This is a genomic window from Staphylococcus sp. GW823-FHT05F06 (assembly GCF_058795495.1).
This window is the reverse complement of sequence record NZ_JBXAHW010000008.1, coordinates 1-20,510: the sequence shown is the minus strand read 5'-3', so window position 1 is coordinate 20,510 and position 20,510 is coordinate 1. Positions and strand designations below refer to the sequence as shown.

Annotated in this window: 21 protein-coding genes; 16 read left to right on the top strand and 5 right to left on the bottom strand. The window is 30.7% G+C overall.

Annotation, left to right across the window (positions count from 1 at the left end; translation table 11 throughout):
- Positions 1-5: 5 nt before the first annotated feature.
- Positions 6-470 (bottom strand): low molecular weight protein-tyrosine-phosphatase, encoded by a 465-nt coding sequence (locus AC1Q7N_RS06650; protein WP_001830437.1) that lies wholly within the window; start codon positions 468-470, stop codon positions 6-8.
- Positions 471-610: 140 nt separating this feature from the next.
- Between AC1Q7N_RS06650 and AC1Q7N_RS06645 the strand changes: the two genes are divergently transcribed.
- The 3 genes from AC1Q7N_RS06645 to AC1Q7N_RS06635 all read left to right on the top strand — a co-directional run bounded on the left by AC1Q7N_RS06645 (position 611) and on the right by AC1Q7N_RS06635 (position 2,679).
- Positions 611-826 (top strand): DUF1128 domain-containing protein, encoded by a 216-nt coding sequence (locus AC1Q7N_RS06645; RefSeq protein ID WP_001830421.1) that lies wholly within the window; start codon positions 611-613, stop codon positions 824-826.
- A 1-nt stretch (position 827) separates the two neighbouring features.
- Complete coding sequence (locus AC1Q7N_RS06640; RefSeq protein ID WP_001832467.1) at positions 828-2,069, top strand: aminopeptidase; 1,242 nt, start codon at positions 828-830, stop codon at positions 2,067-2,069.
- A gap of 79 nt (positions 2,070-2,148) precedes the next feature.
- On the top strand, positions 2,149-2,679 hold the full coding sequence (locus tag AC1Q7N_RS06635) for an acyl-CoA thioesterase (RefSeq protein ID WP_001830371.1): 531 nt from the start codon (positions 2,149-2,151) through the stop codon (positions 2,677-2,679).
- Positions 2,680-2,815: 136 nt separating this feature from the next.
- Here the strand turns inward: AC1Q7N_RS06635 and yfkAB are convergent, their stop codons facing one another.
- Positions 2,816-3,958: a radical SAM/CxCxxxxC motif protein YfkAB gene (gene yfkAB / locus AC1Q7N_RS06630; protein WP_001830386.1), complete on the bottom strand. Its 1,143-nt coding sequence runs from the start codon at positions 3,956-3,958 to the stop codon at positions 2,816-2,818.
- 158 nt (positions 3,959-4,116) lie between these two features.
- Between yfkAB and AC1Q7N_RS06625 the strand changes: the two genes are divergently transcribed.
- The 7 genes from AC1Q7N_RS06625 to AC1Q7N_RS06595 all read left to right on the top strand — a co-directional run bounded on the left by AC1Q7N_RS06625 (position 4,117) and on the right by AC1Q7N_RS06595 (position 9,986).
- The gene (locus tag AC1Q7N_RS06625) at positions 4,117-4,278 is read left to right on the top strand and encodes an SE1561 family protein (protein ID WP_001830395.1); all 162 of its coding nucleotides are present in this window, start codon (positions 4,117-4,119) and stop codon (positions 4,276-4,278) included.
- A 299-nt stretch (positions 4,279-4,577) separates the two neighbouring features.
- Positions 4,578-5,096 carry a type 1 glutamine amidotransferase domain-containing protein gene (locus AC1Q7N_RS06620; protein ID WP_001830414.1) on the top strand — a complete coding sequence of 173 codons (519 nt, stop codon included), beginning with the start codon at positions 4,578-4,580 and terminating at the stop codon, positions 5,094-5,096.
- Between the two features lie 320 nt (positions 5,097-5,416).
- Positions 5,417-6,226 carry a monofunctional peptidoglycan glycosyltransferase SgtB gene (gene sgtB / locus AC1Q7N_RS06615; RefSeq protein ID WP_001830409.1) on the top strand — a complete coding sequence of 270 codons (810 nt, stop codon included), beginning with the start codon at positions 5,417-5,419 and terminating at the stop codon, positions 6,224-6,226.
- A 277-nt stretch (positions 6,227-6,503) separates the two neighbouring features.
- Entirely contained in the window at positions 6,504-7,307 is an 804-nt protein-coding gene (gene recX, locus AC1Q7N_RS06610; protein ID WP_001830417.1) for a recombination regulator RecX, read from the top strand.
- On the top strand, positions 7,300-7,614 hold the full coding sequence (locus tag AC1Q7N_RS06605) for a YfhH family protein (RefSeq protein ID WP_001830430.1): 315 nt from the start codon (positions 7,300-7,302) through the stop codon (positions 7,612-7,614). The genes recX and AC1Q7N_RS06605 overlap by 8 nt, the downstream gene beginning before the upstream one ends.
- Before the next feature lie 15 nt (positions 7,615-7,629).
- On the top strand, positions 7,630-9,147 hold the full coding sequence (locus AC1Q7N_RS06600) for an ATP-binding cassette domain-containing protein (protein ID WP_001830434.1): 1,518 nt from the start codon (positions 7,630-7,632) through the stop codon (positions 9,145-9,147).
- 8 nt (positions 9,148-9,155) lie between these two features.
- Positions 9,156-9,986, top strand: coding sequence for a membrane protein (locus AC1Q7N_RS06595; protein WP_001830426.1), 831 nt, complete (start codon positions 9,156-9,158; stop codon positions 9,984-9,986).
- Between the two features lie 185 nt (positions 9,987-10,171).
- On the opposite strand, the gene AC1Q7N_RS06590 is transcribed toward AC1Q7N_RS06595, so the two are convergent.
- Positions 10,172-11,146, bottom strand: a complete 975-nt coding sequence (locus AC1Q7N_RS06590) for a metal-dependent hydrolase (RefSeq protein WP_001830424.1) — start codon at positions 11,144-11,146, stop codon at positions 10,172-10,174.
- 180 nt (positions 11,147-11,326) lie between these two features.
- Between AC1Q7N_RS06590 and mutY the strand changes: the two genes are divergently transcribed.
- The 3 genes from mutY (at position 11,327) to AC1Q7N_RS06575 (ending at position 14,997) form a co-directional block, all read left to right on the top strand.
- Entirely contained in the window at positions 11,327-12,370 is a 1,044-nt protein-coding gene (gene mutY, locus AC1Q7N_RS06585) for an A/G-specific adenine glycosylase (RefSeq protein ID WP_001830413.1), read from the top strand.
- 106 nt (positions 12,371-12,476) lie between these two features.
- Positions 12,477-13,019, top strand: coding sequence for a nucleoside tri-diphosphate phosphatase (gene ntdP / locus AC1Q7N_RS06580; RefSeq protein ID WP_001830384.1), 543 nt, complete (start codon positions 12,477-12,479; stop codon positions 13,017-13,019).
- A gap of 241 nt (positions 13,020-13,260) precedes the next feature.
- Positions 13,261-14,997: an ABC transporter ATP-binding protein gene (locus AC1Q7N_RS06575; RefSeq protein WP_001830383.1), complete on the top strand. Its 1,737-nt coding sequence runs from the start codon at positions 13,261-13,263 to the stop codon at positions 14,995-14,997.
- Between the two features lie 159 nt (positions 14,998-15,156).
- On the opposite strand, the gene AC1Q7N_RS06570 is transcribed toward AC1Q7N_RS06575, so the two are convergent.
- Positions 15,157-16,251, bottom strand: coding sequence for an FUSC family protein (locus AC1Q7N_RS06570; RefSeq protein ID WP_002457098.1), 1,095 nt, complete (start codon positions 16,249-16,251; stop codon positions 15,157-15,159).
- 306 nt (positions 16,252-16,557) lie between these two features.
- A complete protein-coding gene (locus AC1Q7N_RS06565; RefSeq protein ID WP_001830429.1) occupies positions 16,558-17,847 on the bottom strand; it encodes a glutamate-1-semialdehyde 2,1-aminomutase in 1,290 nt (429 codons plus the stop codon).
- An 80-nt stretch (positions 17,848-17,927) separates the two neighbouring features.
- On the opposite strand from AC1Q7N_RS06565, the gene bcp reads away from it, so the two are divergent.
- The 3 genes from bcp to perR all read left to right on the top strand — a co-directional run bounded on the left by bcp (position 17,928) and on the right by perR (position 19,887).
- Complete coding sequence (bcp, locus tag AC1Q7N_RS06560; protein ID WP_001830449.1) at positions 17,928-18,386, top strand: thioredoxin-dependent thiol peroxidase; 459 nt, start codon at positions 17,928-17,930, stop codon at positions 18,384-18,386.
- A gap of 2 nt (positions 18,387-18,388) precedes the next feature.
- Positions 18,389-19,339, top strand: a complete 951-nt coding sequence (locus AC1Q7N_RS06555; RefSeq protein WP_002457099.1) for a phosphoglycerate dehydrogenase — start codon at positions 18,389-18,391, stop codon at positions 19,337-19,339.
- Positions 19,340-19,434: 95 nt separating this feature from the next.
- The gene (gene perR / locus AC1Q7N_RS06550; RefSeq protein ID WP_001830391.1) at positions 19,435-19,887 is read left to right on the top strand and encodes a peroxide-responsive transcriptional repressor PerR; all 453 of its coding nucleotides are present in this window, start codon (positions 19,435-19,437) and stop codon (positions 19,885-19,887) included.
- Positions 19,888-20,510 lie beyond the last annotated feature (623 nt).

Genomic DNA, 20,510 nt, shown 5'->3' with positions numbered 1-20,510 from the left:
TTGAATTACCTCTCTTTCAAATTTGCATCTTTTACGATGTAGTCTATTAAATTATCACAAGATGATTGCACCATCTCGAAAACACCTTCAAAATTATTTGTGTAGTATGGATCTGGTACATCACTCTCTTCCATGTTACTAAATTCTAGCAATTTGAACAATTGTCCTTGTAAATTTGGATTGATTTGTTTGATATTGTCTACGTTACTTTGGTCCATAGCAATAATATAGTCAAAATCATCATCAGGTTCGAAAAGTTCACTCACCATACCATCATAAGGAATATGGTACTTCTGTAGAATTTTTTGTGTTCCGTTATGTGGAGGTTCGCCTAAATTCCAACGTCCTGTTCCTCTAGAATGAACTTTTATATCTGAAATACCTCTTTCTTGTAGTCTTTGTCTCATGATAGCCTCAGCCATTGGAGAACGACATATATTACCGAGACATACAAATGCTACATGTATCATTAGTATCACTCCAAACTATGTATTTATATGCCCATTTTATATACTATCTAAACAATAAGAAAGTACTTAACCTCAAATTCTATCAAAGTTTAACAAACTATGATAATTTGATAGAATATTGAACTAAAGAGGTGAATTAAATGTCATTATCTAATGAAGAAATGATTTCTAATATAAGACAAAAATTAAATATTGTAAATCAAGCATTACTTAATCCGGAAAAATTTAAATCAACACCTCATCAAGACATAAGCGAAATATATGAATTCGTAATGTCTAAAGATTCATTCTCGCCTAGTGAGGTTACGGCTATTGCTGACCATTTAGGACAGCTTAGACAAGATATGGAGGATTAATATGACGAATTATCATAATAAGTTAAAACAATATGCAGAATTATTAGTAAGAGTGGGAATGAATGTACAACCACAGCAACCTGTTTTTATACGTTCATCTGTTGAAGCGTTAGAATTAACTCATTTAATCGTCGAGGAAGCATATAAAGCAGGGGCAGAAGATGTTCGAGTGAGCTACACAGACCCGAAATTAAAAAGATTAAAATTTGAAAACGAATCAGTTGAACACTTTGAAAAACAAGAACTCAAACAATATGATATTGAAGAGCGTCTGGATTATGTTAATCGTGGCGCAGCGAACTTGGCGCTCATTGCTGAAGATCCAGAGCTATTAAATGGAATAGATGCGCAAAAGTTAAAAGCGTATCAAACTGTATACTCAAAAGGATTTAAACCATATATGGAAGCAAGTCAAAAAAACCAATTTCCATGGGTAGTGGCTGCGTTCCCTACTAGGGATTGGGCACGTCGTGTCTATCCAGAGTTGGATGTTGAATCAGCATATATTAAATTCATTGATGAAGTATTTGATATTGTTCGTGTAGATGGACAAAATCCAATTGAAAATTGGGAAAAACACATTAAAGATTTAAGTGTTCATGCTAAACGATTACAAGAGAAAAACTATCAAGCTTTACATTACATATCAGAAGGCACGGATTTAATAGTAGGGTTACCTAAAGGACACATATGGGAAGATGCAACAAGTTATGTAAATGGGGACGGTCAACCTTTCATTGCTAATATCCCTACAGAAGAAGTTTTTACAGCTCCAGATAGAAACAATGTTAATGGATATGTAACCAATAAATTACCTTTAAATCTTAATGGTAACATTATAGACGGGTTTACATTGACTTTTAAAGATGGTGTGATAATTGATGTCAAAGCAGAAAAAGGTGAGAAATTACTTAAAGATTTAATTGCAACTGATGAAGGTGCTTGTAGATTAGGTGAAGTAGCACTAGTGCCCGATGATTCACCAATATCAAATCGACGCACAATATTCTATAACACTCTTTTTGATGAAAATGCATCATGCCACCTAGCTATAGGGTCAGCTTATAGTTTTAATATCAAAGGTGGTACTGAAATGACTACAGAAGAAAAAATTGCAAATGGACTCAATGATTCCAATATTCATGAAGATTTCATGATTGGTAGTCCTGATTTAACAATTTATGGGATATTGCAAGATGAAACAAAAGAATTAGTTTTTAAAAATGGAAATTGGGCTAAATAGTATAAGTGAAATAAACAATCAATTATTGAAATGAATTGGGAGTTTGTTTAAATATTATAAATTGGGGAGATTATGATTTATGGCTAACACAAATAGAAAAAGCAAAAAAATGTCAGATGCTAAATGCATCAAAACAAGACAGGTATATCCACAAGATACCAATCATCATCACACAATGTTCGGTGGAACTTTAATGGCAAATATTGATGAAATAGCTGCTATTACTGCTATGAAGCACGCTGGCAACCCAGTTGTTACTGCATCAACAGATTCTGTTGACTTTTTAAGACCTATTACAACTGGAGATATTTTATCATATGAAGCAATGGTTTCTTATGCAGGAACAAGTTCGATGGAGATATGTGTTCAAATTGTTATTGATGATGTTTATAAAAACGAGCGCCACTTGGCCGCTTTAAGTTTTTTAACTTTTGTAGCATTGGATAGTGATGGAAAACCAACATCAGTACCTGATGTTGAACCTGAAACATCTGTAGAAAAATGGTTCCATGAAACTGCGCCACAACGTGTTGCTAGACGTAAAGAACGTCGTAAAGAAAGTATAGATACAATTGAATATTTATCTAGAGTTAGACATATCGAAAAGTAAGAATTTAGTAATTAATGTAAATAATAAGATAATATAATTTTAACAATAAAGTTTTTCTTTTTATTAAAACAGTAACCACCCTATGAATGTTGAAAACAACATAGGGTGGTTACTGTTTGTTTATACTAAAATTTTGTTATGAAAATATTTGATGTTGATGCATGATTTGTTCTTTTTTCTTGAAATCAGTATTTGGGTAATACATATTTTTAACTAAAACATTCGGACCTAGACATTGATATTCTGCACAATGACAATTTAAAGATTGTGCAAGGTCAGTATTTAACCACTGGTTGAATACATCTGTCAATTTATCCTTTTGTATATTAGATATTGTACCATTTTCATCACCAAAATCAGTCACAATAACATCGCCAGTAAATACATTAACATTCAAACGGCTACGACCATCAGGGTCATTTCTCATTGTAACATTCTTCGATTTTCTTAAACGTTGCAATAAATGTTGATCATATTCATCATTTAAACATGGATAGATAGGTAGAGTACCAAACAACATCCATGTGTTTTCATCACGTATATCTAACAAATGATGAATAGCTTCTTTCATTTCTTTAAGAGATAATACATTTAATTGGCTAGCAAAATCAGATGGATACATTGGGTGAATCTCATGACGGCTACATTTCATGTCATTTACCACTTCGTTATGTATTTTACTTAGATAAGGGACTGTGCTTTGATTAAGCATTGTTTCTGCCGATACGAACATGCCTTGGTCTGATAAAGTGCTGGAATTTTCAAGCATTTGCTCATATAATTTCAACTTGGCTTTTAGAGGAGGTTGTTTTCTCATTGCACCAAAGCCAACATCAGTAAACTCTTGAATGGTTCCCCAATTATGTGAAATATGCATAACATCTATGTATTCTGCAATATCTAAATACCGGTCTTGAGGTAAAGTTAAATTTGAATTCATTTGAACATAAATACCACGATGTTTGGCATACTTAAGTAGAGGCTTAACGACGTTTTTGATTGATTTTTTGGAAAACATTGGTTCTCCACCTGTAATAGACAATGTTCTTAAGTTAGGTATCTCGTCCAAACGTCGATAGATGATATCCATCGGAAGAGGATCAGGATCTTTAGTTTGTAAAGTGTAACCAACTGCACAATGACTGCAACGCATATTACATAAATTTGTAGTTGTAAATTCTATATTACTTAATGTTAATTGGTTATGTTCTAAAATATCATTATATGCTTCCCATGGATCATTGTTGATAGAAATAGGGGATTTGTTTGATATTATCATAATTTATTACTCCTAAAATTAAAAAATTTCCATCTACTTTGTTTTGATTATGTGCAAAATGTACAATGAATATTATTATGATTATATCGCTTTTTGTCAAATTCTGTTAGGATAATATTATCGTAGTAAATACAAGTAAAAAGGAGTTCCAATATTTAATGAGTGAACAGCAAACGATTGATCAAATTAAAACACGATTAAACAAATTTATTGAAGACATTGATCATGTAAATCCGGATGAGGTACGTGTAGAAGATATTGATGAGTGGATTGGTTTACTTGATCAGTTGGAAGAAAAAGTGAAACAAGTTTCAAAATAATTATTTAGAAAGTCTAGGACATCAATAACAATCCTAGACTTTCTTAACGTATAGCCACTGAATAATTAATACATAAAAGTTTCCATATATTTTAGTATTGAGGCCCCAACAAAGAGAATTTCAGCGAGAAATTCAACAGACAAAGCAAGTTGGGGTTGGAGAATGACAATGTAAATAATACTAATAAGTTTAGCTCTTTTTTAATTTGAAAAATTTAGCAATAGATGTTTAACTCCCTAATTTTTTGTCTATATTATATCTAGATTCAAAAACAGATGAATGAAAGGTGATGTCACATTATGGCAAAAAAAGTAGCAATTATTCTAGCAGATGAATTTGAAGATATAGAATTAACAAGTCCTAAAGAAGCATTAGAAAATGCTGGATTTGAAACAGAAGTGATTGGTGATACAGCTAACCATGAAGTTGTTGGTAAACACGGTGAGAAAGTCACTGTAGATGTTAGCATTGCTGATGCTAAACCAGAAAATTATGATGCATTATTAATTCCTGGTGGATTTTCACCTGACCACTTACGTGGTGATGAAGAAGGTCGCTATGGTACTTTTGCTAAGTATTTCACTAAAAATGATGTTCCAACATTTGCAATTTGTCACGGACCATTAGTATTAGTTGATACTGACGATTTAAAAGGACGTACAATCACGGGTGTTATTAACGTACGCAAAGATTTATCAAATGCTGGTGCGAATGTTGTAGATGAATCAGTAGTGGTAGACAACAACATTGTAACAAGTCGTGTACCTGATGATTTAGATGACTTCAATAGAGAAATTGTTAAAAAATTAGAAGCATAAATTGTATTTATAATGAGCTAATCTGCACTCATTATTTTGATTTTAAATTATTGATTAAGACTGTTGTTAAAGTTTTTGACTTTTTCAACAGTCTTTTTTATGGCATTAAATAAATGATAAAAAACTGAATTTTGATAGGTAAATGATATCTTGGAAATGACAACTTGAGTTTAAATGAATAATTTGTACTTTTGACTGTACTTAAGTCTTAGAACTATTGCTACACCTTGGGACTGATTTTTTAACTTTACTATAGCTAAACGGTTAAACAATTGGTAAACTCACTTTAAAAGGGTGAGTTTGAGAAAAGGAGAAAACCCATGAAAAGAAGCGATAAATATACGGATGATTATATTGAACAACGTTATGAGTCTCAACGACCTCATTACAATACATATTATCAACCAATAGGGAAACCACCGAAAAAGAAAAAAAGTAAAAGAATTTTCTTAAAAGCAATTATCACTATATTAATTTTATTGATTATATTTTTTGGTGTCATGTACTTTATTTCTTCAAGAGCAAATGTAGATGATTTAAAATCAATTGAAAATAAAAGCGATTTTGTTGCTACCGAAAATATGCCTAACTATGTAAAAGGCGCATTTATTTCAATGGAGGATGAGCGTTTCTATAAACATCATGGCTTTGATATAAAAGGAACGACAAGGGCATTGTTTTCAACTATTAGCGATAGAGATGTGCAAGGTGGAAGTACAATTACGCAACAAGTTGTAAAGAATTATTATTACGATAATGAACGATCCTTTACAAGAAAAATCAAAGAATTGTTTGTAGCGCGTAAAGTTGAAAAGCAATACAGTAAAAATCAGATTTTAAGTTTCTATATGAATAATATTTATTATGGTGATAATCAATATACTGTAGAAGGTGCTGCAAATCATTATTTTGGTGTAACGGTCGATAAAAACAATTCAAATATGAGTCAGATTAGTGTGTTACAAAGTGCTATATTAGCAAGCAAAGTAAATGCACCAAGTGTGTATGATGTAAATGATATGTCGAATAATTACATCAATAGAGTTAAAACCAATTTAGAGAAAATGAAACAACAAAATTTTATTAGTGAATCACAATATCAAGAAGCTATGTCTCAACTTGGAAATTAAACGACTAAACAAATAAAAATGGAATGAATATAATGGGATTAGTTTATAGAAGCAATATTTTATTAACCATTTATGTATGATATTATATCAATCTTTTAAAACATATTGAGTCGATAGCTAAATAAATTTAAAGGAGTAGGACAGGATGAAATCTGTTTTACTCCTTTTTTAGTGCATAAAGTAGGGATATAAAATTCAAAGTCTTTTATGAAACATCTAATGATGTGTCATAATATATGTAAGAAAAACGTTTGAATATAGAAGTAGGGATAGTAAAATGCCAAAGGTAACTAAAATAGAAGTACAAAAAAAGAATAAAGAACGCTTTAATCTCTTTTTAGATGGAGAATTTGAAATGGGGATAGATATTGATACATTAGTTAAATTTAACTTAAAAAAAGATCAAATACTTGAACCGTCAGATATGCAGAATATTCAAGAATATGATCACTACCGTCGAGGTGTTAATCTTGCAATTCAATACTTGTCTTATAAGAAACGTACTGAAAGAGAAGTTATACAGTATTTAGAAAAAAACGATATTCAAAGTAATGCTATTCAAGATGTCATTGACTATTGCTATAAGGAAAAATTTATTGATCATGAAGACTACGCAGAAAGTTTAAAAAACACCATGATACACACTACAGATAAAGGACCAGAAATATATAGACAAAAACTCTATCAATTAGGTATTGAAGTTACGATTATTGAAAAATATGTCGAAGCATATGAACAACAACAACCATTAGATGACGTCATCAAAGTTGCTGAAAAAGTGATGAAGTCTAAAAAGGGTCCTGAAGCAAAGGTAAAGCAAAAAGTAACACAGTCACTTCTCCAAAAAGGATATAAGTTTGAAACAATTCAACTAGTTATGAATGAAATAGATTTTTCTCAAGACGAAGAAACATTAGACCATTTATTGCAACGTGATTTAGAGAAAGTCTATAATAAAAATTGTAGAAAATATGACAGTGATAAAAGTGTTATTAAAACCATAGAGGCACTCATGAGAAAAGGCTATAATTATGATAAAATTAAATCTAAATTAGAAGAAAGCGGTATATCTAATGAATAAAAAGAAAATGAGTGAAATGTCCGAGCAAGAACTAAGACATGAAATACAATTATTTAAAGAAAAAATGCGTAAAGCAGAGATGAATGGCATTATGAATGAATATGATGTTTATCAAAGCAAAGTGATTATAGCAGAAAGCTATCTTGTGGATCGCAATAAAATTGAACCTGGAAAAATCTATAAACTCAATGATGGTAGTAAACAGTACTTTAAAGTAGAACGACTCAAGGGTGTATTTGCATGGGGATTTAGAATAAACAGTAGTGAACCTGAGGAAGGTCTACCATTAGCATTATTAAAATTTTAGAAGGATGTATAATTGATGGGAAGCTCAATAGTTTTAAAATTACTCAAGGTAACACATTACTATAGAAATCATAATTCAAAAAAATGGTATCGACCATTAGGTTATGATGCTGAGGACATCAACCTAAATAATATTTCTTTGCATATATATCAAGGTGAAGCATTAGGTATAATCGGAGAACCTGGATCTTCTAAAACTTTGATTGGTAGAATTTTAAGTGGTTCAGTGAAACCTGATAAAGGTAAGGTCGTCCGAACTAAAAACTTATATTTCGGTGATATTGATGATCGAAAGATTAATAATTTAACTGTGAGCCAATATGTGAGCGAACTCGTACAACTTTTTCCTTATGAAGTAACTGAGCATAAAGTTGAACAAATTATTCAATGGGCACATTTAGGTGATTACATAGAAGAAAAGGTTTCTAATTTAAGCGAAAAATCATACGCACAACTTTTACTTAGTATTGCACGTTCTTCAAAAAACGATATTATCATTTTAAATCATGTTTTATCACATTTAGATGAAACATTTATAGAAAGAGCTACAGTTTTATCAAAAGATTATATTGAGGCTAATAAAACACTAGTCTTAATTGATAATGATGTAGAAAAGATAAGCAAAACAAGTAACTACATAACATGGGTATCACACGGCCAGATACGCAAGGAAGGTTCTCTAAATCAGGTATTACCAACTTTTAGAGAACATGAAAAAGATCGTACTAGTTTAAAATCAGAAATGGAAATTGAGAACTTTGATTATGATTGGAAGCAGAATCGCTCTCGTATTCCTGAAATGACTTATAATTTTAAAAGAATAGAACGTTATAATCATGCTAAGCCACCAAGATTTCTAGTGAGATTTTGGACCTTATTTGTCAGCTTTTTGATTGGGCTTGTTTTAATGAGCGTACTTTTCTTTAACAACTTAGGTATGGTCAAACTAGGGAACATTAATACCCAAGCATCCATACAGAATCAGAATAAAGATACTTACGAAGAAAAACTTGCATATGGATTAGCATTAGATGGATCAGTTACTTTAAACGGGTCTAAAGATTTAAAAGTACCTAAGTATAGTTTAATTACAATTACTGGAGAAAATAACAAAAGATATCGGGTCGAAATGAATCAAAGGAGATATAGTGTTAGTAAAAATCAAGTGTTTTATTTCAATCCAGCTGGGTTATACGAATCTCATACTTTTAAGAAATTGTCACCTTATATAAAATCAAATTATAGTACTTACGTAGAGTACTTTAACAGTCACTTACATCAAAAACATGATAAAGTAACAGAAACGCTTAGACCTGATAAAGATAAAAAGTATGTTGTACCGATCACGCAACAACCTATAAAAATGATATTTGGTGATAATGATAAACTGTCTGGATTTGTTATTCCAATGACAAATAAAACGGAATTGAAAAAAACATTTAATATCACGAAAGATGTATGGATTACAAAAAGTGGAAGCGGTTATTTTATCGCTGATATGAAAGAAGAAAAATGGATTTATATTGAATTGTAGGTGTGAAAATGATAGATAATTTAATTGTATATATTAAAAACTTACCACATCTTTTTAGTTTTTGTACTCAAAGGCTTAAGCAAACATGGAAGTGGTTTGCAATTAGCCTAATTATAGGACTAGTAATTATTCTAGCATTAGAGGGATTTTTTAATTTCAACCATACTACCGATATTGTTCAAGTGCGTTGGTTATTCAGAATTTCATCATTCATCATATTCAGCATTATTATACAATCTATTTATATAGCTTATAAGTACTATATCAGAGATTTCGTTGTCATGAAGTCATTTCATATATCTGCAGTTACACCTACTATAGTTATAGCGATGTTAGGTTTAATAACAATACTTATTCTGGGGATAGTTATTATTATTCTTAAGCCTGTGAATTTTGAAGCATCAATACTTTCATTTTTATATTATTTAGTAATTTTAGCAATTTTTATCAGTGTGACTTCGATAATATTGGGCTTGCTGAGTTATGCAATTAAACATGTAAAACTGATATTTATTATAGTAAGTGCTATCAGCTTCTTTATGGTTCCAATTACATACATCCCTAATACAAATTTAAATGTGGTTAATCATATTATGATGTTAAATCCTCTGTATTATTTCGTAAATGGTAGTTCGCAAGCTATAGTATTTGGTACAATCAGCATGAGCAATTTACCTTATCATTTATATATTATTATTTTAATTGGAATCATCTGTGTGATTAATTATGCGCTTGTGCGTCACATAGCATTTGATAAATATCAAAACCAATCTAACCAAAAGAATTATTCAAAAAAGAATAAAGAAAAGGAATGTTTAAACGTAAAATTAGATAAGTAAATAGTTCAATAAAGTTATTACAATAGTACAATCTTTTATTAAATTAAGAATGCCTCAGACATCAATCAAAGTCTGAGGCATTCTTAATTTATAGGCGGTCGATGGCTAAACTGAAATTCTTTTATATCAAGTTTTCTCCAATGTTAGCATCGTAGTTAATATGAATTTTGTAACAATCAAATATATTATGAAAATAATTTACGTTGTAATTTATCTTCGCTAAATACCCACCCAATATAAGAGTGATCAATTTCATTTTCAAGTGTTAAATGTGCAATAGCTACAAAAGAATAACGACCTTTATTTAAGTATCGTAAATCCATAAGTCGAATTTCTGTTGTGCCATCATCTAATGGTGTAGTTTGCCAACGGTAAATTGAAGAAAAGTTTAAAAATGTATATATATCTTTATTACCTTTAACTTTCCATAATATCGAATCAGGAGTCATAGACTGGCGTTTAACTTTATCAGTGAAATCTACATTTTTCCATTTGGAAACACCAACATAATCATGCTTATCTGTTTGTATTGCGACCCGCCATACATGAAATTTTATTGTTGGAGCTACGAATACTTTTACTGGTGTATGCGATTGCTCAATTTTTTGGAGTGCTTGTTTTCTAATTGCTGCTTGCATCTTAAATCTTACAATATAATAGCCTATGAGAATTAATATAATTGGAAAGAAAACAATATACGGGTGAATACCTAATATCCACAATAAGACACCGGTACTTAAAATAATGAATATTATCGGATCAAAGGTATTAATCACGCTTAATTGAATCCATTTGTTAGTTATGGGACGTAATGCTTGTGTACCATAAGAATTAAAAATATCTACAAAGACATGTAAAAACACTGCTAGTTGTGCCCATAACCATACATGTAAAGGATTCGTTTGGCTAAATATTACAAATATAAAAAATGTAATTAATATAGGCCATAATATTGTAAAAGGTAATGAATGTGTGATTCCTCTGTGATGTGAAATATATGTCGCATTATCCTTTAATTTCAATACAGTATCACCGTCTGGTATTAAAGAACCTGCGATTAAAGTCGTCGCAGTAGCAGCAAATGATTCTGCCATAACTGGATCTTGCGTTGCTAAAGCTGTAAGACCCACACCCATAACGATATGTGTGGCTGTGTCCATAAATGCTCACTCTTTTCATCTTTATTTAATATATATTATAATCTAAAAGTTGAAATAACAAAATTAACTTACTTTAAATAAACATATACAAAGTAATGTATTATAGAGTCATGTTAAAGTTGAACTTAAGAATGCTTTTAACAATACATTCTTATGAAGCTAATAGAGAGGAAAGGTTTTATGTATCTAGAAAATTCTTTTAAAAAAGATATTGAAGATTGGTTTCATAAAAATCAAAGAGATATGCCTTGGAGAGAAACGACTAATCCTTATTATATATGGCTAAGTGAAGTGATGTTACAACAGACGCAAGTAAACACTGTTATCGATTACTACTATAGATTTATACATAGGTTCCCTACAATACAGTCGTTGAGCGAAGCTAATGAAGATGAAGTGCTGAAGTATTGGGAAGGGTTGGGCTATTATAGCAGAGCGCGTAATTTCCATACTGCCGTAAAAGAAGTTAATAATAATTATGATGGTGAGGTACCATACGATCCTGAATCATTTAAAAAGTTAAAAGGTGTGGGTCCATATACTCAGGCGGCGGTCATGAGTATAGCTTTCAATCATCCTTTAGCAACTGTCGATGGTAATGTTTTTAGAGTATGGTCACGATTAAACAATGACTATCGTGATATAAAGTTACAGTCCACTCGAAAAGCATTCGAACAAGAATTACACCCGTATGTGTTGAAGGATGCGGGAACATTTAATCAAGCAATGATGGAGCTAGGGGCGTTAGTATGTACGCCAAAATCACCATTGTGTTTGTTTTGTCCTATTCAAGAACACTGTGAGGCATTTCATATGGGGACTACACAAGAATTACCAGTAAAAACCAAAAGTTTAAATAAGAAAACCATTGAGCAAAAAGTTTTTCTTATTCGTAATGATAATGGTCAATATTTACTTGAAAAGCGTAAAGAAAAACTTCTTAATGGTATGTGGCAATTTCCAATGAGAGAACAAACAAATGCAAACGATGTGATATCTGATGATTTAGGAAAAAGTATCGAAACAATTAACGAACCAGTATTTAAATTAAAGCATCAATTTACCCATCTTACATGGGAAATTAAAGTATACAATGTTACAGCACCTCTTAATATAAAGGAAAATGATTTACCTAAACAAATGACGTGGTTTAATTTAGATGATAGGGAGCAGTATACATTTCCCGTACCAATGGATAAAATATATAAGTTTATTGAAGGTTAATTTATAAACATCAATCTCAAATGCCACTTATAAATGATAGGTTAATCAAGCATATTAAAATATGATATAATCTAAATGGTTAAATACGATAAAGGTGGTGTGGAGTATGGTAAAGGAATCCATACCTAAAGAAGGAGAAAACATTAAGATTCAAAGTTATAAACATGATGGTAATATTCATCGTGTCTGGTCAGAAACCACAATTTTAAAGGGAACGGAACATGTGATTATTGGTGGTAATGATCACACTTTAGTAACTGAAAGTGATGGGCGTACATGGATTACTCGAGAACCAGCAATTGTGTACTTTCATTCTGAATATTGGTTTAATGTTATTTGTATGTTTAGAGAAGATGGTATTTATTATTATTGTAATTTATCTTCGCCTTTTGCATGTGACGAAGAAGCGTTAAAATATATTGATTATGATTTAGATATCAAAGTTTATCCGAACGGAAAATATCATTTACTTGATGAAGATGAGTACGAGCAACATATGAACCAAATGAATTATCCACACGATATCGATATTATTTTAAGAAGAAATGTTGATATTTTACAACAATGGATAGAACAAAAAAAGGGGCCTTTTGCTCCTGACTTTATAAAGGTATGGAAAGAACGTTATAAAAAAATTAGAGATTATTAAGCAAAATAGATGTAAATAAGAATAAAATATTTTATATTGTAAAAGTAATCTATAAAAATTCATAAATGAAGTGTAACAACAACGGTAATTTGTTAGTTCATCTTTCTAACTTAATATCTAATAGAGTGTCTTCGTGTATTAGAGGTTGAGACATTAACATTTGTATCTTTTATTTTTAAAGTGTATACAAATGCAATGTGCCAACCTCTCTTCATTTTCAAATTATTAGGAGGGAAGGCGCATGATAAAACGATATTTAAAGTTTGTAAAACCTTATAGATATCGTATTATTGCAACAATTATAGTAGGGATTATTAAATTCGGTATTCCCATGCTCATACCTTTATTGATTAAATATGCTATAGATGGCGTGATTAATAATCATTCGCTTACAAATCAAGAAAAATTTAGTCACCTTGGTGTAGCAATAGGAATTGCATTATTTATTTTCTTAATTGTTCGCCCGCCGATTGAGTTTATTAGACAATATTTAGCTCAATGGACAAGTAATAAAATACTATATGATATTCGTAAACAATTGTATAATCACTTGCAAGCACTAAGTGTTCGCTTTTATGCAAATAATCAAGTCGGTCAAGTCATTTCAAGAGTGATTAATGATGTCGAACAAACAAAAGACTTTATTCTTACTGGATTGATGAATATCTGGCTTGACTGTATAACGATTATTATCGCACTTTCTATTATGTTCTTCCTTGATGTAAAATTGACGTTTGCTGCAATTTTTATTTTTCCATTTTATATTTTAACTGTTTATTTTTTCTTTGGAAGATTACGAAAACTTACACGTGTGCGCTCACAAGCTCTAGCAGAAGTACAAGGTTTCTTACATGAGCGGGTTCAAGGAATGTCTGTTATTAAAAGTTTTGCTATTGAAGACAATGAAGCTAAAAATTTTGATAACCATAACAAGAATTTTTTACAACGAGCCTTCCAACATACAAGATGGAACGCATATTCTTTTGCTGCTATTAATACTGTTACAGATTTAGGCCCAATAATTGTGATTGGCGTGGGTTCATATTTGGCAATTACAGGATCGATTACTGTCGGAACTCTAGCAGCATTTGTCGGTTATCTAGAACAATTATTTGGACCACTTAGAAGACTAGTATCTTCATTTACTACACTTACACAAAGTTTTGCATCTATGGACAGAGTATTTCAGTTAATGGATGAGGATTACGACATCAAAAATGGCATTGGAGCACAGCCAATTAAAATCAGTAAGGGTCAAATTGATTTAAAACATGTGAGTTTCAAATATAATGAAAATGAAAAAGAAGTATTACACGATATTAATTTAACAATTAACAAAGGCGAAACTGTAGCATTTGTAGGTATGAGTGGTGGTGGAAAATCTACTTTGATTAATCTTATACCAAGATTTTATGATGTTACTCAAGGTGAAATACTTATCGATCATCATAATGTTAAAGATTTCCTAACTGGTAGTTTAAGGAATCAAATAGGCTTAGTACAACAAGATAATATTCTTTTTTCTGATACGGTTAAGGAGAATATTTTGTTGGGTAGGCCTGATGCGACTGATGATGAAGTCGTAGAAGCTGCAAAAATGGCGAATGCCCATGATTTTATTTCAAATTTACCGAATGGATATGATACTGAAGTAGGAGAACGAGGAGTTAAATTATCTGGTGGACAAAAACAAAGGTTGTCAATTGCACGTATCTTTTTAAATAATCCTCCTGTTTTAATATTAGATGAAGCAACAAGTGCATTGGATTTAGAGAGTGAAGCTATTATTCAAGAAGCACTTGATGTTTTAAGTAAGGATAGAACAACATTAATTGTTGCACATCGTCTATCTACCATTACTCATGCAGATAGAATAGTTGTAATGGAAAATGGACGAATTGTTGAGACTGGCACACACCAACAATTAATTAATAAACGCGGTGCTTATGAGCATCTTTATAGTATTCAAAATTTATAAAGCACTTATAACATTGAAAATGCCTGAGACTGTTATTGTCTCAGGCATTTTTGTACTGTTGGCAGTTATTAAAAATAAGAACTATTTTACCTATAATCAAAACTGCTAACTAGGAGAATTTCACTGATTAATCCAATAAAATTCTGATTTACCGTTTTATTATAAGTCAAAGTCCTCATCTGAAATGTCTATATCAGTATCAGAACGGTGATAGGTAAAGAAACTTAAACGGATTCTATCTAAGTGTTCAAGTTGATATCTGTATTCTTCAATTTCAGCAATAATTTGCATCATATTGCTATAAGAATATTGCGTCTGATGTGGGTTTTTAATTAATTCTTGCTGAAAAGCATCCATCAAGTTTTTCTTCTGAGGATTGTCAACTTCATAATCTAATTGAGTGACATCATATCTAGCTTTTTTTGATAGACTCTTAAATATTTGTTCATGTAAAGTAACTAATGAATCAAGTTCTAATTTGATTTGTAAAAGTAATTGATTATTTAGTTGATATAAATCATTTTGATATCGTGACATTCGTTTTAGCACTTCATATGCTTGTCTGGTCGTTCTAACTACTTCTCTAAATAGTATTTTTTTTCTATTCTGTTGATAAATATGTTTTTTTGTTAATGGTCTTTCTTCATTGTAATAGTCGAAAATCTTTTCTAATTTATTGATGCGTGAGTTTAGTTGATCACCATCCTGTTTAATATTATGAAATTCTGATGTGTCATTGAGTACAAGTTTAAACCAAACAAATATATCAGAAGAAATATTCATAGAATTATAATAAATTTTTGTTTCAAACTTAGGAGGTAAAAAAATTAGATTGACAACAGAAGAACTCAATACACCAATCATCACTAGTACAAATCTAAAAAATGCGGCAACATAGAAAGAACCAGTGTGTTGCCCCATAATTATAAGTGCAGTTACGCTTGCAAGTGTTGCTACATGGGCAAGATTAAATTGGAACAAAATTGCAATGAGTAAAATAACGGTAACGCCCATGATAATGAAATTATTACTGAATATCGTTACCATTGTTACTGCAAGTAATGCACCAATCACATTACCAATAGCTTGTTCAGAAACAGTTTTGATTGAGCGATAAACACTCGGTTGCATGGCAACTACTGCACTGACACCTGCTAACGTTTTTAGACCAATATTATCAGGAAGTAAAGAAGCGATAGACATAGCTAAGATAATGGCTATACCAGTTTTGAAAATCCGAGCTCCAAGTCTCAAATTAAATGCTCCTTTTAATTATTTTGAGTAAAAATAATACTCTCATTCATTATTGTTATACACCCCTGAACTTAAATAATCAAGTTTATCTATACGCAATTTGGTTTTTAGATGCAAAATGTTAAGAAATTAAGCAAATAGTTTTATTTTGTACTTTAAAAGCTATTAAATTTTATGAACTATAATAAATTTTGCTTTGGAAAAGTGAAAACGTAAATTTCCATTAAATTTTCAACAGTTAATCCATAATTGAACATAAAAAGAACTTGAACACATAGTTAATGTGTCAAGTTCTCATACTGTAGGTTATTTCATTTTACTAAATGCATAATCAGCTGCTTCTAGTGTACGATCGATATCTTCTTCAGTATGTTCTGTAGTTAAGAACCATGCTTCAAATTTAGAAGGCGCGAGATTAATGCCTTGGTTCAACATTAATTTAAAGAATTGAGCGAAAGCATCTCCATCAGAGTTTTCAACTTGTTCATAATGTGTAACTTTTTCATTTGTGAAATACAATGTCAGTGAGCCATAGATTCGATTTATTGTTGCTGTAATATGATGCTTATCTATTAATTTTTGTAACCCTTCTTCAAGACGACGACCTAATTGATCAAGTTTATCATAAACACCTTCTTGTTCAAGTACCTCTAATAAAGCAATACCTGCTCTCATAGATAACGGGTTACCGGCCATTGTTCCTGCTTGATAAGCTGGACCTAATGGTGCAACGTGCTCCATAATATCTTGTCGACCACCATAGCCTCCAATTGGTAAACCACCGCCAACAATCTTACCAAAAGCAGTGAGGTCTGGTTTAACACCTAATAAATCTTGAGCTGCACCATAATGGAAACGAAAAGCAGTGATAACTTCATCATAGATAACTAATGTTCCATTATCATGAGAAATTTTATTTACTTCTTCTAAGAAACCTGGTTGTGGCATGACCATCCCAAAATTACCCACAATCGGCTCTACTAATACTGCAGCAATGTCGTCTTTCCAATAATCAATAGCTTCTCTATATGATTCTATATCATTAAACGGTACTGTAATAACCTCTTGTGCAACACTTTGGGGGACACCAGCAGAATCTGGAGAACCAAGTTGAGAAGGTCCACTTCCAGCTGCCACTAAAACTAAATCAGAATGACCATGATAAGAGCCTGCAAACTTAATGATTTTGTTTCTTTTAGTATAAGCACGAGCAACTCTAATTGTTGTCATAACTGCTTCAGTACCAGAGTTCACGAAACGAATCTTTTCTAAAGAAGGAACTGCTTCTCTAAGTTTTTTTGAGAAATTTATTTCTAATTCAGTAGGGGTACCATAAAGTACGCCTTTTGCTGCTTGATCTTGGATAGCTTCGGTGATATGTGGGTGTGCATGACCAGTTATTATTGGACCATAAGCTTGTAGATAGTCGATATATTTATTACCATCTACATCATATAAGTAAGCGCCATGACCTTCTTTCATTACTACTGGTGCCCCACCACCTACTGCTTTATACGACCTTGAAGGTGAATTCACACCTCCCAAAATATATTCATTAGAAAGTTGCTGAAGACGTTCGCTTTCAGTAAATTTCATATCTATCAACCTCTTTTTATTTAATATTTTCAATTAATATCGTATCATAAAATCAACACATTTAAGAAATAGGTGAGTATATGATTAGTAAAGGTGAACAATTTCCCTCTTTTTCTTTAGAAAATCAAGATGGCAATTTTATTTCAAATGAAACAATTAAAGGTCGTAAAACGATTCTTTATTTTTATCCAAGAGATAATACACCAACGTGTACTACTGAAGCTTGTGAATTTAGAGATCACATTGAAGATTTTAATCAACTTGATGTAGATATATATGGCATAAGCGCAGATTCTAAAAAGAAACATCAAAATTTTATAAAAAAACACCAATTGAATTTTGACTTACTCGTAGATAAAGATTATCAACTTGCTAATAAAGTTGGGGTTTACCAATTGAAAAAATCATTTGGCAAGGAGAATATGGGGATTGTAAGAACAACATTTATTCTCGATGAAAATGGTAACATTATTGATGTGATTGAAAAGGTAAAGGTAAAAACACAAATTGAAACAATAAAAAATATTCTGGAGGGTTAATTTTGAAAATTGTTAGCTTAAATAGATTAAATGAAATAGAAAATGAATTAAGAAAACAATTTCCAAACGAAGAATTTAAATTTTATGACAAAGCTATAAATATCCCTATTAATGATAGAAAAACTATGGACATTTTAATAGGTTATGATGGCAAAATAGATCGTACCTTTATTGAACATTGTATCAACCTTAAATGGATTGGATGGTTTGCAACAGGTGTAAATAATTTACCGTTAAATTATATTAAAGAGCGAGATATCATTCTAACAAATGGTAAAGGTATACAAGCTAAACAAGTGTCTGAATATATAATGACATTCATTTTGCATGATTATAAAAAGATGAAAACTTCCTATAGAAATCAATTAGAAAAAAATTATGACTCCAGAATTACTGGTAAAAGATTAAACGAAGAGACTTTATTATTCTTGGGAACTGGTGCGATTGCACAAAGGGCTGCTTATTTAGCCAAAGCTTTTGGAATGAAAGTAATAGGGGTTAGTAAGTCAGGAAAAAATGTTGAACAATTTGATGAAGTTTATACAATTGAAGAGTTAGATGATGTTATTGAAAAGGCAAATATTATTGTTAATGCATTACCTGAAACAGAAGAAACAATTTACTTATTAAAAAGAAAAGATTTCATACAAATGGACAATAATGCCTTATTTATAAATGTAGGAAGAGGAACAATTGTTGATGAGGAAGTGCTCATCAATGTACTCAAAGATCGATTAATCAGACATGCTTATTTAGATGTTTTTGAAAAAGAACCACTTAGTAAGGACAATCCTTTATATGATTTAGATAATGTGACCATAACTGCTCATATTACAGGTAATGATTCTAATAATAATAGAGAAGCTACGGACATTTTCAAAAAGAATCTTGAGCATTTTCTCAATAATTATGATGTAATTGAGAATAAAGTAGACTTAGATTATGGTTACTAATTGAAAACAGCAAGTATTTATTGACATTTATTTATAGCAACAGTTATATTAATATTAAGTAATAATAATTATTATTTAGAAAGATGGTGAAATAAGTGAGTGCGGAACTTGAATCTATTGATCATGAACTTGAAGAGTCAATTGCTTCATTAAGAAAAGCGGGCGTTCGCATTACACCCCAAAGACAAGCAATTATGCGTTATCTTATATCTTCACATTCACATCCAACAGCAGATGAAATATATCAAGCACTTTCACCTAAATTTCCTAATATAAGTGTTGCTACTATCTATAATAATCTAAGAGTTTTTAAAGATATTGGTATAGTCAAAGAGTTAACATATGGTGATTCATCTAGTAGGTTTGATTTTAATACACATAATCACTACCATATTATATGTGAAAAATGTGGTAAAATCGTTGACTTCCATTATCCACAATTAGATGAAGTAGAGCAATTAGCTCAACATGTAACAGATTTTGATGTTACTCATCATCGGATGGAAATATATGGAGTATGTAAAGAATGTAAAGAAGAAGGAAATTGAAGAAAGTAAGGTCGTAGAATAGAAGCAAAATAAAAATTTAGTCATTATTGATACTCTTATGAAGTTTTATTGAGATAAAGTAATGATGAAATAGTATGACTGTTTAGCAATTTCATATAAATAATCGTATATAAGTAGTAGGGGCTGTAATAATTTGTACAGCCTCTTTCTTTTTACATATGACTTCGTTTTGCAGATGTACAAAACGAAAGTATTTACACTATATAAATATAATGTACTATATGTAGATATATATTCACTCATTAAGTAAATTTTAACTTAAAAAATCGATAATAAATATTGACGTTACGTTTATATCTTGATACTATATAAAAGTCGTCAAAAGCAGATTAATTAATTGAAAAGAAAAAGTTAAGAACTTTAAAATTTAGTTAATAAAGTGTAATTTTGACTATTGAAATTAAAATCATTACATTATAAAATGTTATTTGTTGAATTAATTAAGAAATGACAAGAAATGAAATACAAATTAATTCTTGACTTAATAAATTCTGTTTGTTACAATAATGTATTGTAAGTGTTAAAGAACATTGAAAACTGAATGACAATATGTCAACGTTAATTCCAATAAACAGTAACGAAACGTTACAAACTATTTAGTA